This window comes from Haloferax chudinovii (assembly GCF_042663345.1).
Classification (GTDB): Archaea; Halobacteriota; Halobacteria; order Halobacteriales; family Haloferacaceae; genus Haloferax; species Haloferax chudinovii.
In genome coordinates, this window is record NZ_JBHTAB010000016.1 from 15,069 (window position 1) to 28,872 (window position 13,804).

Consider the following 13,804-nt stretch of genomic DNA (forward strand, 5'->3'; position numbering starts at 1 on the left):
AGTTCGTTCGATACAGAAGGTTCGTATATCGTTAGGTCCGTCTATATGGTGGTGTTCAGATTAGCTGATTCCATGCGAAGGCGACGGATTTGAGCCACTCGCTTACCGTTTCTTCTTCGGCGTTGCTGAAACAGTTCGAGAAACTGGTAGCTCGTCGTTTTACTCCACGAAAGACACGTTCGACGCTGTTCCGATTTCCGTGGCTTCATATCTGAAATCGAGCCCGTGTCGATTGCAGGCGTCGTTCAGTGGGTTCACATCATCGACGAGAAACACCGCGTCGTCGACGTCGTGTTTCTCACGCAATTCGCGGAAGAAGAGAGCGATAACGTTCGTTCTTGTCGTCTCAAGCTTCGTGTGGCGTAATTCGTTTGTCTCTTGACTGACCGCGGCGTACAGTCAGTACTGCTCGTGCTGAACTCGAGTCACGGTTTCATCGACCGTGACGTGAGTCGGGCTTCGACCGTCGTCGGGCTGTAGATCAGCCTTGTGAATCCAGTTGTGAACGGTGGACCGCGCCCGGTCAACACCAAATATTTCAAGAATAGAAACAGTATTCGAAAGTGAGAATTCAGCAAGATGGAGCTGAATACTGGGATTTATCAACAGCCGCGGTGTTTCTTTTCGCTCCACAAATTCTAATTCGATTCGGTTGAGACTACCGCTGAGGTTAGCGTTTTCGGGCACGACCAACTTAGAAAACACTACGCCTCATGCTTCAATCCTTATCTGAACACTACCTACTGTTCGGTCCTCATATCGTGTTGCAAGCGGTCTCGAATGGTCTACTCGTACGCTAATCGGAGTTCGATTTCGTTTGACCCCGTTGTGACAAGTTCAATGATCTGTTGGCGGTATTCATCGTTTTCGATGCGTGCATGGGGGGCTGCGATGGCGATTGCGCCTCGAACATCGTCGTCGACCACGATAGGAGCAGCGACTGCAGATCCCCCCTGTGCGGTCTCATTGTGGTTGACGGCGTAGCCGTGCTCACGGATCTCGGCAAGTTCTTTCTGCAGGTCATCTCTCGATGTGATTGACTCTGGAGTCTCCCGTGGGAGACCATGGGTCTCGACGACATTCGCAATGTGTTCCTCCGACGAGAACGCAAGCATCACTTTTCCGGACGCTAGACAATTCATGAACTCGTGTTTACCCAATCTTTCGTGGGTCTCGATCGAATTCTCTCCTAACTCCTGTGCTAAGTAGACTACTTTCCCACCCTGTTCGACTGTCAACCAAACTGCCGCATCGCTTTCGTCAGCCAATTGCTTGAGAGTATCCCTCGATTTCGAGCATATCGAAAATGTATCACGTGCGGCAATACCGTGATCCAGAAATCGGAGTGAGAGACTGTACTGCCGTCCTTCGTTCACAAAGTAGCCGAGGTAGGTGAGTGTCGTCAGGTAGTCGTGCAGCGTACTCTCTGCCATGTCGACGTGTTCGGAGATTTCGGTAAACGTCGCAGATTCTAAGTCTTGGACGATTTGGACTAACTCGAACACTCGAACTGCTGTTTTGATCGGCCGCTTCGGTGAGTCAGCGTTTGTCATAGTATACCTAATGATGATTTCACGTATAAGACTTGTTCAACCGTGCCACCTACGCTGTCGTTGCTTGAACGAGAGGCACCACTTGTACCGCCGTCTGACGTAGAGTACGGGTACCGTATTTGAGACAGTTCGTAGTTCAATTAGTAGAATTACGCCATTAGGTCTGTAATAACAAACCTCCCGAAGACGTTCAATTTCGAATATACCGAAATATGGGTTCAACATACTGTCGGAGGTTTCTAGCGACTCGGTAATCGCTTTGCGTTGAGTAGTAGAATCGGCTCGGATATTTCAAAATCAGCTGAGACAGCCCTACCCAACTCGAACTCTACAACCAAAGGGCCACAAAATAAGGTAACTTCGGGTAGATAACCGATTTTCTCGGGTCAGATTTGGACGTAGACGTCGCCGTCGACGGCCTCGGCGTCAAACGTACCGATACACTTCCCTGAAACCTCATGCTCACCGGACTCGATATCCAGCTCCCAGAGATGCCACGGACAACTCACGCTGAGCTCCTCTTCGTTGACCCCGCCGCGGGACGTCGTCCACGTGTGTTCCGCGTTAATCTTCTCCTCACCGGCCTTGTACAGCGGCGCGTTTTGGTGCGGACAGCGATTAGACAGGGCGTGAAATTCGCCCTTGACATTGAAGATCGCGATTTCGATTCCGTTAGCGTTCACCGCAATCCCGCGGCCACTGGGGATGTCTTCGACCGATGCGACCTTGGTGTAGTCGTCTTTGATCTGTGACTCTGCGCTCATGGCTGGTTAGATACCGAGGATGTCTTCGGCGTTCTTGTGTAAGACCGCGTCGCGAAGGTCCTCGTCGAACGCGCGGGACGTGTAGAACCACGTCGGCGGGTCAAGCGTCTGGTGCGGCCAGTCGCTCGAGTAGATGAACGTGTCCTCCGCCATACTCAACTCGAGTAGGTTCCTCGCTTGCCCGGACCCTCGCGGAAGTGCGAGCGGTTGGGTCGTCACGTAGATGTTGTCGCGGAGATATTCGCTCGGACGCCGGTCGAGATAGTCCTCGCCGTCTTCGTGCTTCCGGGGAGTGATTCTGATGTCGTCGGGGTGCATCTCGTAGAACTCGTCCATGCGGTAGCGCAGGAACGGGAGCCACCAGTGGCCGCCCTCCTGAAACACGACATCGAGGTCGGGATACCGGTCGAACACGCCTCGCATAATCATGTTGACGATGTTCACCATCGTATGGACCGGCCAGTCGAAGCCGAGGACTTCGGTCCACGTCAGCATCTCGTCGCCGACGTAGGAGTGCTGTGGCCAGTACGCGAGCGACCCGTGCAGGAGTAGTGGAAGGTCGTGTTCGACGAGTGCTTCGAACACCGGCTCGAACTGTTCACTCCCCCACGGCGTCTTTGGGTCGAACCACGAATACGCGGCGACGATGTTGTCTTCCGACGCGACGCGCTCGATTTCTTCAACCGCGTATTCGGTGTCCCACTTCGGGACGAGCATCGAGGTGTAGACACCCTCGTCCGCGAAGTTGTCGAGCATGTAATCGTTGCCCGCCTGCACGAGTCCGTTCTTCAGGACCGGATGGTGCTGAAGTGGGAGGTTGTTGATGCCGGCGTTGACGATTGGGTCGTCGATGGCGAACTTCTCGCAGGCCTCGTGGACGTCTTCGGCGTACTCCGCGCGTCCCTGCGTGAACAGTCCCTCGTTGCCTTCTTTGATGCCGTAGGCGGCGTCCCATTTGCCCATAATCGGTGTCGGACCGAACTCAGTCGTCAGCTTGTCTCTGACGACGTCGTCTTCCACGTACGATAACAGCTCGTCTTCCAGCGGGTTAACGTGGAAGTCGAGATCGATGACTCGATCATCGAACGCTTGGTCGGGCACCTCTGCTTGAGCATCTATTCGGCTAATTGGCGAACCCATGATGAACAAATGTGATACTCTATCATAAATAAGTTATGTATACTTGCAACTATTTGTTGGCTCTCAAGTCGGACGGTTCGGGTGAGTGATTCCCGATACCGGAGACCGTCGAAGCAATAGAGAACTGTACGGTGGACCGCTAGCGAGGCGAATCAGCGAGTGGGACTCGCTATTGTGGTCGAACCGTGACTAAACAGGCGCGTCACTCCCGAACATGGACTTCTATTGAAATAGGTTATAATTATTTTCTCAGGTAGTTTTATACCGGCCGAAGAACTCACACGAGGTATGCTCGGTAGCCAAGCATGGGAGAGCGAGGACCACGTATCCGACGCGTCGGTGAGGGCCGAGGAGAAGTCGATTTCCGATGTAGACTTCGGTCGAAACGGATGGAGACCGATACTCCGGTTCGTCGTTGCCTTTCTGACTGGCGGGTTCGTCTTCCTGTTTCCCATACAATGGAACGGACAGACGACGATTCCGCTCGACGTCATCCTGACGCTCATTCAGAACGCATCGATAGCCGCCGTCGAACTGTTCGCACTCGGTATCATCATCGTGGGGGGTGTGCTGACGACTGTCGCCGACGTTCACTATCGTGGCACGCCGACGTTTAGCCAACGAACGGTCGACCGACTCGAGTTGGAGTACTGGCGTACAGCGTCGGTGTTCGTACTGTTCAGGCTCGCGGCGGTCTTCTTCGCGTTCGCGATTCTGTTCGACATCGGGCCGGCGTGGATGCTTGCGGACCCCATTGTCAACATCGCCTGGGGCGCACTCGTCATCACGGTCGCGCTCGTGATACCAATCGGCGCCGTCTTCGTCAATCTGCTCGCGGAGCTCGGAGGACTCCAGTTCATCGGTACGCTGGCGCAACCGGTCATGCGGCCGGCATTCAAACTCCCCGGGCAGTCAGCGCTCGATAGCGCGGCATCGTGGCTCGGGTCGTTCAGTATCGGCTACTACCTCACTCGGAACGTCTTCGACCGAGGCGGATACAACAAGCGTGAGGTGTTCGTCATCTGCACCTGCTTCGCGACAGCGAACTTAGGGACCGTCGGCGCGGTTGCGGCCATTCTCGGCCTGCTTCACATCTTTCCGGTCATCGTGCTCCTCTACACCGTCGCGACCCTCATCGTCGCGGCCATCCTCGTCCGGATTCCACCTCTCTCGATGGTACCGAACGAGTACATCGCAGAGCCCGACCCAGAGCCTCGGTTTACTGGAACTGTCGGTGAGTATCTACGGTTCGCGTTCAACGAAGGCGTCTCGACGGCGGCGAACGGTGACTCGATACCCCGCGCGTCGTTTACCGGCTTCATCGATGGTCTGAAGCTCGCCGGTACGGTCGTCGGGTCCGTGTTGACGATGTCGATGGTTGTGCTCCTGCTCGAGGCTTACACGCCGGCGTTCGAATACATCGCCGAACCGTTCGTTCCGCTGTTGTCTCTGTTCGGGATTCCGGACCCGAAACTGGCCACTATCGGTATCATCCTCGGCGGAGCGGAGTTCTTCATCGGAAGCACGTTCGTCGTCGAGGCGGACTTAGTCACGCAGGTGTTCGTCCTTATCGTCACGAGTGCGCAGGCCATCTTCTTTTCCGCACCGGCCCCGATGATGGTCGACATGTTCGACGACGTGCCGATGCGCTTTCGCGACCTCTTTCTCCTCTTGGTCATGCGTACCGCGCTCCTCATTCCGATTGCCGCGGCGCTGACGCATGCGGCGGACACGCTCGGACTGATATAGCCCCGTCCGGCGCCTGCTATAGTAGAATCTGGAAGTCTTTGCGGGTCCACCAGCCGGAAACGGTCGTATCACGCCGACTCTCAGTAATACAGAGACAACTGTGAGTAGATACTTCTGGAGATTACTATAGTCGGCGCGTTCGAATCGCGGTGAAAAATCGTACTGAGGTCTCTTCCGTTTCAATCGGTCGTCTCAATGAGGACCGGTCGCTCCGACTTCAAGAGCACGTCCTGTGACACGCTCCCGAAGAGTGCTTTCCCCGCGGGTGATCGCTTCCGACCCGCGAGACTGATGACGTCGGCGTCGATACGCTCTGACACCTCGAGGATGTTTTGAACCGCATCCCCGCTCGACTGTTCGACTTCGACCGCAAACCCTGCCGCCTCGAGGTCATCGAGGGCCGCCGTGACCGACTTGAGATTCCTCGCGTCGGCTCCGCCGTCGTCCGTGCGGAAGACGTGCAACACGAAGAGGAGAGTGTCCTCGTTCTGTAGCGGGAGACTGGTTATGGTTTTGGCCTGTTTTTTCGCCCGTTCGACATCCGTGTCGACTGCAAGTAGAATCGTTGTCATGGTTTCCCTGTCGAGTGACATCGAGCGATTGGCTCGCAATCGCTTTCCGCCACTCGTACGACCGTACGAGTGGTTGCTTGTGACATAGTTCTTTGTCCCGGCTCTCGAAGCCCGAGAACGTCTTGAGACTCACGTCACCCTGAGAGCGGTGAGTACTCGTATTGGTGTTGGCCCGTATTCGTCGTATTCGTGCTTTTGGATACGCTTCGCTACGTTTCGCAACACTGCGTCGGACGCAAAAAGGTATGTGGCGCGACGTACTGCGACGTTACTGACCGCCTTTCTGGACGTTCACGTCGGCGAAAGACAGGTCCCGTTGCGTGACGTCGACGGTCATCGACCCGACGCTCTCGATCTCGGCCTCGACGATGTCGCCGTCGTTGAGTTCGCTCACACCTTCTGGCGTTCCCGTCGTGACGATGTCGCCGACTTCGAGCGTAGCGCCGATACTCGCGTACTGGACGATGTCAGCGCAGGTGTAGACCATATCGCTGGTATTCGCGTCTTGACGTGTCTCCCCGTTGAGGTCGAGTTGCATGTCCAGACCCTGCGGGTCGTCGATTTCGTCCGGGGTGACGACGCTCGGCCCGACGACGGTGAACGTGTCGTAGGACTTCCGGTTCGACCGGTCCTGGTCGCCGCGAACCGAGATGTCGAGCAGGATGGTGTACCCGAAGATACTGTTCCAAGCCTCGTCGGAATCGACGTCCTTGGTGTCCTCGCCCATCACGAACGCGAGTTCGATTTCGTGGTCGACGCGACGGTCGTCGAACGGCAGTTCGATGCCGTGGTCCGGCCCGACGACGCTCGACGGCGCTTTGAGGAAGTACCCCTTGTCCTCGATAGAGAACCATTCGTCGGTGGTGATGTCCTTGTCCGCGATGGCTTCCTCGATATGGTTCTCGTAGTTCAGGGGTGCCGCGATGACCTTGCCGGGGCGCTTTACCGGCGACTTGATATCGACTTCGCGTCCATCGTAGTCCGGTTCGGCGTCGACGTATTCGCTGGCATCGTAGTCGCCGTTGATGTACTCGACGAGTGGGTCATCGGTTCCGAGTCCGAGGCGGTCGGTGAGGTCGACGATGCCGTCGTTAGTCAACAGTCCCAGGTGTCCCTGGTCGAATCTGACGAATCGCATACTGCATCATTTACTCAGTACGGATATAAAACATGCTGTTCGAGAAAATCTGCGAAGAGCAGGTCCCGACGAGTCAACGCCGAGTCGCGGGCCTGTACGAAACCCCGACGCGCCCTGTGTTAGTTGGGGAGGCAGTAGTCGAGTAGTTCAACCGGGGTCGGCGGCTCCTCGCGGTCGAGTTCAGTCCCAGACAACGAGCTTTCGGTGGTGACTGCTTCGAGACGGTCGTCGCTGAGTTGCGTCCGACAGGACGTTCCGGGGGCCGTGACGGCAGTCGCCTCACTCGCCTCGATCTGCTCGAACAAGATTTCGCCGATCGATTTGCTGAGTGCGTAATGCTCGGCCTCGTAGCCGAAGCTCCCGGCCATGCCACAACAGCCCGAATCCAACGGGTCGACCTCGTAGCCGGCGCGCCGGAGGATACCGACGGCGTGGTGGTCTTTCTTCACCGCCTTCTGGTGGCAGTGACCGTGGTAGGCGACCGACTCAGTCGTCGGCTCCCAGTCGACGTTCTCGCCGAGCCGGAAGGCGTCGAGATATTCGCAAACCCCGTAGGCGTTCGCCGCGAGGGATTCGACGGCGGGGCCATCGCATAAGTCGAGCGCGTCAGACTGGAACATCACCGCGTCGGACGGCTCGGCGAGGACGACGTCCCAGCCGTCTCTGACGTACGGTGCGAGTTCCGCGACGTTGCTTTCGACCGCGTCGCGCGACTTCTCGACGAACCCCTTCGAGAGCGCCGGGCGACCGCTATCGGTGCGCTCAGCTAACCGGACGTGGACGCCGGCGGCCTCAAGGACACGAACCGTCGCTTTTCCGACCTCCGTGTGACTGTAGTTGGTGTAACTGTCCGCGAAGAAGACCGCCTTCCGCTCGGCGTTGCTCTCGGCGACGCGCGCGCCGCCGCGGCTCTCGAACCAATCACGTACCGTCTCGCGTTGGAACTCCGGAAGCGCCTGCTCGCGTGCGATTCCGAGCGTCTTCTCCGCAATCGTTCTCGCTCCCGGAATCGACTGTGCGAGATTCGAAATCGGGGCGAGCGCGCTCCCGAGGGGAGCCAATGCGTCGAAGTTCGCAAAGAGCTTGTCGCGGAGGCTCGACCCCTGTTCTTGGTGACGCACGTGCATGACTTCGGTCTTCAGTTTCGCCATGTCGACTTCGCTCGGACAGTCGCGGGCACACCCCTTACAGCCGATACAGAGGTCGAGCACCTCCTCGGCGAACTCGTCGTCTGTCGGGTCGTCGGGTAGGTCCCCACTCATCGCCTGCCGAAGGAGGTTCGCGCGCCCCCGCGTCGTCGTAATCTCTTCGTCGGCGGCGCGGTACGTCGGACACATCACGCCCCCGGACGTGTCTTGGCCACCACGACATCCACCACAGCCGTGGCACAGTTCGACCATCCCCTGCATGCCGTTTTCGTTCTCCCAGTTGAGCGATGGCTCGAATCCGGCGTCGTAGGTGTACTCGCCGTCGTACCGGAGGTGCTCGGTCATATCGTGGTCGCCACAGACGTTGCCGGGGTTGAGTAACCAGTCGGGGTCGAACGCGGTCTTCAGGTCACGGAAGGCGTTCCAGAGCGCGTCACCGTACAGTTTGCGGTTCCATTGCGTCCGCGCGCGACCGTCGCCGTGTTCGCCGGAGACGCTCCCGCCGAGTTCGACCACGAAGTCGGTCACAGCGTCGGCAATCTCGACCATGTCCCGCCGGTCCGCCGCGGCTTTCGTGTTCACGAGCGGGCGGACGTGCAAGACGCCCGGACCGGCGTGCGCGTAAAACGCCGCGTCGACGTCGCGGTTCTTGGCTTCGAGTAGCGTTTGGAAGCGTTCGACGAATTCGGGGAGGTGCTCCGGGGGAATCGCACAATCCTCGATGAAACTGATGTGTTTCTCGTCGGACGTCCGCGAGAGCAGGATTGGGAGGCCGGCTTTCCGAAGCTTCCAGAACTGTTCTCTGTCGACCTCGCTGTGCGCTTCCACCCCGGCGAACGAGAACGTCTGTTCGGTGTCGGGGCGGTTCTCCGGAGGTTTTCCATTCCCTGCTCCCTCGGAGACGCGGTCGGCGAGGAGCCCCGCGGTCAGCGACCGTCCGTGACCGTCGTCCTCGGCATAAAACTCTACGAGCAGTCCCGCCTCTGCGTCGTCCGGGACGAGCGCGGCAATCTCCTCGAAATCGGCGGTTTCCCGCGCCAACCCGATGAGGACGTCGTCGATGAGTTCGACGGCCGCGGGGTCGTGTTCGAGGACGTACTGCACGTCGGTCACGGCGTCGAGCACGCTCTCGTAGAACAGTAGTGAGACCGATTTCGTCACGGGGACCGGCTCTAAGGCGACCGTGGCTTCGGTGACGACCGCTAACGTCCCTTCGCTTCCCGCCATGAGGCGCGCGAGATTGACCGTCCCCGTCTCGGCTTCTTCCACGAGAACGTCGAAGTTGTACCCGGACACGTTGCGTTTCAACTCGGGGAACCGCGCTCTGACCTCCTCGGCTTCGTCGTCGACGATGCGAACGACTTCGGCGTACACGCGTTGGAGAAGCGTGCCGTCGCTGTCGGCGCGCTCTCGGAGTTCATCGAGGTCCGTCTCGCCGAGCGTTGCGACCGTCCCGTCGGCCAAGACGACCTCACATTCCTCGACGTACGCGTCGGTCTTCCCGTACTTGAGCGAGTGCGCGCCGGTCGAGTTGTTGCCGATGGCACCGCCGATGACGCTCCTGTCGCCGGCCGCGGGGTCGGGTGCGAACTTCAGTTCGTGCGTGGACAGCGCCTCGTTGAGTTCCGCGAGGACGACGCCGGATTGCACCTGCGCGCGCCGAGCATCCGCATCGACCGACACGACAGTGTCCATGTACCGGGTGAAGTCGAGGACGACGGCCTCGTTGACCGCCTGTCCGGCCAGACTCGTTCCAGCCCCCCGGGGGAGGACTGGGATTCCCCGTTCGGAGCAGTAAGAGACGACGGCGGCGGTGTCTTCGGTCGACGTCGGGAATACGACGCCGATGGGCGTCTCTTCGTACGCACTCGCGTCGGTCGCGTACAACTGCCGCGTGTACGTGTCGAACCGAACGTCGCCGGCGACTCGCTCGCGAAGGTCGGAGACGAGCGCCGGCCGCTTGACGTCGTTCGACACGTGGTCGTAGTTCGGCCGTTCGTCGGTGTGATCAGCAGACGTGCCGCGTTGGTCTATACGGTTACTCATGGGCGATTGATTCGTCAAATATCTCTGAGGAGTCGAACAGTTCGCGGCAGTCCTCGCACACCATTCGGTCTTGAATGGCGTACTCCCAGAGTTTTCCGCCACAGTTCAAACAGTCGAAATGCGCTCGGACAAATGGATTTGCCTGTGCGTAGGGGTTCTCGAACTCCGCCATACACGTCGTCGTAGCGCCGAGTACATAAGCCTACCACCTGCAGTAAAACAACGTATGAAATATCTCTTAGCAGTAACAGCCGTCGTCCGTAGTGCTTGAACGCTCGCCGACAGCCGCGATTACTGTGGTGCCGCCTCGGCGTAGAGGTTGAACGCCTCGAACACGGGACGGTCGGTCATCCCGAGGAGGATGGCCTCACCATCCGGCTCATGGTGATGAATCTCATCCGGTGCGACGACGAACACGTCCCACTGGCTCCACTCCAGCGCTTCGTCGCCGACATGCGTCGCGCCTTCACCCTCGATGACGAAGTACACCTCGGTCGCGTTGTGGAAGTGCGGGTCAGTCTCCGCTTGGAGCAACTGCGCGCGGAACGACATCGTCGGAAACAGCGGCGGCTTCCCCGACGCTGGGTTGACGTACGAGAGACTGTAGCCGTCGTGCGGGTCCGGGGTGTCGTTGTCGGCGCGCTGGCGGAGCGCTTCCAGGGTGTCGTCCCACCCGAACCGGTAGGGCGGCGTCGCCTCGCACGTACCCTCGAACGGACCGGGGATGCCGTCTCGCTTCGTCTCGTCGTAGTCGCGGGCACGCCCGTACTGTGACTCCCAGTACCCCGGCGTCTTCGTGACCGGCTGGCGGTCCAGCTCGTGATACTCGAAGGTGTTTTTCGCGTTGAGCGAGTCGAGGACGAGCGGGAGGTCGAGCACGTCGAGCCACGCGGCCGTCTCGTCGCCGTCGTTGACGTGGTCGTGCCACTCCCACTGCGGCGTCGTGATGAGGTCGTTGTCCTTCATCGGGAACTCCTCGCCCGCGACGACGGTTTTCATGTCCTCGTGTCCGTCGATAGTGAACCGAAGCGCGTTCGCCCCGTGTCGGTGCGCAGGTGCAGTCTCACCCGGCGAGACCGTTTGAATCCCGACGTAGATGGTGTTCGAGATGGCGTTCGCCGTGTTGATGGGAACGGCGACGCGCCGCTGGAACCCCGGCGGGAGGTCGGCAATCGGAACGTCGTCCTCGATGGCGTCGATAGCGGTCTGGATGTCTTCCCACTTCCAGATATCCGACTCGGGGTCGTCGAGGACGTGACCCATGTCGTCTTCGACTTCCCACAGCGGACGGAGGTCGTGTTCCTCGAGGATACTTCGCGTCCCAGCACTCATCTCTAAGAGGTCTTCTGGCTCTTGCCGTGCCATAGCACGGTGTTGGTACAGTTTCGCAATAAGTCTATGGGAGACGAGTCGCCCCTCGACCGCGTAACACGCCCGATAGAATCATTGGTGTCGACTCTGTCTACTGACGCACAATGTCGGATAACTCGCGTTGGTCGGCCGTCGACGTCTCTGGCGTCGACCCTACGTGGCTATCACCGCTTGTCGGAGCGTTCGCCGCCGTGGCCGTCTTTCAGTTCGCCCCGCTTGCGAGAGACGCGAGTACGATGCTCGCGATCACCGTATTCTGTATCATGCTGTGGGTCCGGTCCCCGGTTGAGCCGTGGTTCACCGCGCTTGTCGGCATTGGACTCATCGGCGTCGCGTTCTCACCAGCGCTAGCGCTGACGGGATTTCGCTCACCGGCGACGTGGCTGGTCGCCGTCGGTATTCTCGTCGGTGAGGCCTCCCGTCAGAGCGGACTGGCGGGGTTGGTCGAAGAACTCGCACGCGCTCGGCTGTCGGACGCCGCGTCGACCGACGCCACCACGGCGTTTCGATATCTTCTCGTCACTTCCTGTCTCGCCAGCCTCGCGCTGGCCGTCCTGATTCCTTCTTCGCTCGTTCGGGTGCTCATACTCGGCCCGATACTGCTTTCCCTCGGAGACATCTTCACGGAGCGGCGGGCGAAGATAGGAATCTTCCTCGGGCCGCTGTTCGCAACGTTTTACGGTTCTTCGGGGGTCCTGACCGGGTCCCTCGCAAACATCATCGTGACTGGCCTCGTCGAATCGGCCGCCGGGGTGTCCATCTCGTGGACCGAGTGGCTCCGTTGGCTCGCTCCGGTAATGGGCCTCGGTCGCGTTCTGGTGGTCATCGCTGTCATCTATCTGCTCTACCGGCCGCGAGACGCCGACGCTCTCGACGCTCCGAAACGCGCCGAGAGCGTGAGCGTGACGGCCGAACAGTTGCGGATGCTCGTCTTCCTCCTCGTCGGTGTGGCTATCTGGGTGACGGACTTCGCACACGGACTGCACCCGCTTTTCGGTGCGCTCGTAGTCGCACTCTTGGCGTTCGCTCCGAAGATAGGCGTCGTCGACCCCGATGCCGTCGGAGAGGCAGATCTCTCGATTCTGTTCTTTTTCGGCGCTATCTTCGCAATCGCGGCCGGTCTCCAACAGACCGGCTTCACCAATCTGGCCGCCGAAACACTCCTCTCACAGCTCCCCGCCGACGTGTCTCTCCCGCTCGTGCTCGTGTTTGTCGTCATCGTCTCGCAACTTCTCACGCTGGTGATGGAAGGGCTCGCCGTTGCCAGCGTTCTCACGCCGATACTCGTTTCGTTTTCGAGTACTGTCGGTGTCCCGTTGGTTCCCATCGCGATGATGGAGGCCGTCGCACTCAACACCTACTTCTTCCCGTACCAGTCGGCAGTTCTCGTGGCAATCCTTGGAATGGGTGTTGTCGATACTGTCGAACTGACGCGAGTATCAAGTGCTATCGCTGTACTGACCCTTTTGACGCTCGTTCCGATACAGATTGGCGTGTTTCTCGTCTTGTACTAAAACCGTCTCGTCCTTTCGGAGTATCGATTCATGGTCTCGTTTGACACCACAATTCAAGCCGTGTGATTGGTGGTTCATCGATATCGAATCGAGATCAAATAGATGAGGGCATTCATGTATCTGCTTTCTCGGTCTCCTAACCCCATTTGAGAGCAACAGGGCAGTCATTGAGAACAGTCCAGATGGTAATCGGCGTGAGGATTTCATTTCGTATCTGTCGAACCTATTGACCAGCGTAGCGGGTGGCACTATACTACTTTCACACTCTACCAATCATCAACCAGACTGTGAACCACCTTTTCAGCCAATTGTTTGAGAGTCATCTTAACTTCGATTATATCGAAACAACTCGCCCGAATCGATTCTCTGAACCAGAAAGTGGACTGAGAGGCCGCATATCCCCATATTTGCGAAGTATCTGAAATGCGAGAGCGTCGTCGATACTCGCGAATATTGTATGACTTTGAGCCGGTGATCTGGCTAAGTTTCGTGACCCGGGTAAACAATTACGAACCTATTGTTGTAATTAAACTCGACATCATAGTCGCATATATCGAAGTCAGTATGTGGCACTCCAGGACGACAGTTGTCTACACCACGTCTCTAATCAATACAAACTCTATGAACAGACCACCCAACGAAACCACTCGCAATAACTGGTCTCTGAGTTGTTCTTAATTGTGGCACTGTCTAGTTAACCTCCTGAGCTGGCGGTCGTCCGTCGAGCGATTGATGCGGTCGCTGAAAGTTATAGTAATGAACGAACACTGCAAGCCACCGGCGGACGCTCAGCCGACTGCCCACCCATG

The 13,804-nt window shown here is 58.4% G+C and carries 11 protein-coding genes and 1 pseudogene; 2 read left to right on the forward strand and 10 right to left on the reverse strand.

Annotated features, from left to right (window positions below; all coding sequences use genetic code 11):
• Positions 1-55: 55 nt before the first annotated feature.
• The 4 genes and pseudogenes from ACFQI8_RS19190 to ACFQI8_RS19205 form a co-directional block, all read right to left on the reverse strand.
• Positions 56-687, reverse strand: a pseudogene (locus tag ACFQI8_RS19190) (IS6 family transposase).
• A gap of 98 nt (positions 688-785) precedes the next feature.
• Entirely contained in the window at positions 786-1,553 is a 768-nt protein-coding gene (locus ACFQI8_RS19195; protein ID WP_390247657.1) for an IclR family transcriptional regulator, read from the reverse strand.
• A 386-nt stretch (positions 1,554-1,939) separates the two neighbouring features.
• Positions 1,940-2,317, reverse strand: coding sequence for a Rieske (2Fe-2S) protein (locus ACFQI8_RS19200; RefSeq protein WP_390247659.1), 378 nt, complete (start codon positions 2,315-2,317; stop codon positions 1,940-1,942).
• Positions 2,318-2,323: 6 nt separating this feature from the next.
• On the reverse strand, positions 2,324-3,457 hold the full coding sequence (locus tag ACFQI8_RS19205) for an amidohydrolase family protein (protein WP_390247661.1): 1,134 nt from the start codon (positions 3,455-3,457) through the stop codon (positions 2,324-2,326).
• Between the two features lie 288 nt (positions 3,458-3,745).
• Between ACFQI8_RS19205 and ACFQI8_RS19210 the strand changes: the two genes are divergently transcribed.
• Positions 3,746-5,206, forward strand: coding sequence for a YjiH family protein (locus tag ACFQI8_RS19210; protein ID WP_390247663.1), 1,461 nt, complete (start codon positions 3,746-3,748; stop codon positions 5,204-5,206).
• Positions 5,207-5,385: 179 nt separating this feature from the next.
• Here ACFQI8_RS19210 and ACFQI8_RS19215 read toward each other — a convergent pair whose 3' ends face one another.
• The 5 genes from ACFQI8_RS19215 to ACFQI8_RS19235 all read right to left on the reverse strand — a co-directional run bounded on the left by ACFQI8_RS19215 (position 5,386) and on the right by ACFQI8_RS19235 (position 11,475).
• Positions 5,386-5,778 (reverse strand): universal stress protein, encoded by a 393-nt coding sequence (locus ACFQI8_RS19215; protein ID WP_390247675.1) that lies wholly within the window; start codon positions 5,776-5,778, stop codon positions 5,386-5,388.
• A 268-nt stretch (positions 5,779-6,046) separates the two neighbouring features.
• Complete coding sequence (locus ACFQI8_RS19220) at positions 6,047-6,916, reverse strand: fumarylacetoacetate hydrolase family protein (protein ID WP_390247665.1); 870 nt, start codon at positions 6,914-6,916, stop codon at positions 6,047-6,049.
• 119 nt (positions 6,917-7,035) lie between these two features.
• Positions 7,036-10,110 (reverse strand): FAD-binding and (Fe-S)-binding domain-containing protein, encoded by a 3,075-nt coding sequence (locus ACFQI8_RS19225; protein WP_390247667.1) that lies wholly within the window; start codon positions 10,108-10,110, stop codon positions 7,036-7,038.
• Complete coding sequence (locus tag ACFQI8_RS19230; protein WP_390247669.1) at positions 10,103-10,282, reverse strand: hypothetical protein; 180 nt, start codon at positions 10,280-10,282, stop codon at positions 10,103-10,105. Before ACFQI8_RS19230 ends, ACFQI8_RS19225 begins: the two co-directional genes overlap by 8 nt.
• Before the next feature lie 119 nt (positions 10,283-10,401).
• Complete coding sequence (locus ACFQI8_RS19235; RefSeq protein WP_390247671.1) at positions 10,402-11,475, reverse strand: cupin domain-containing protein; 1,074 nt, start codon at positions 11,473-11,475, stop codon at positions 10,402-10,404.
• A gap of 110 nt (positions 11,476-11,585) precedes the next feature.
• On the opposite strand from ACFQI8_RS19235, the gene ACFQI8_RS19240 reads away from it, so the two are divergent.
• Entirely contained in the window at positions 11,586-12,995 is a 1,410-nt protein-coding gene (locus tag ACFQI8_RS19240; protein WP_390247673.1) for an SLC13 family permease, read from the forward strand.
• A 690-nt stretch (positions 12,996-13,685) separates the two neighbouring features.
• On the opposite strand, the gene ACFQI8_RS19245 is transcribed toward ACFQI8_RS19240, so the two are convergent.
• A partial coding sequence (locus ACFQI8_RS19245; RefSeq protein WP_390247677.1) for an integrase core domain-containing protein occupies positions 13,686-13,804 on the reverse strand: 119 nt, incomplete at its 5' end.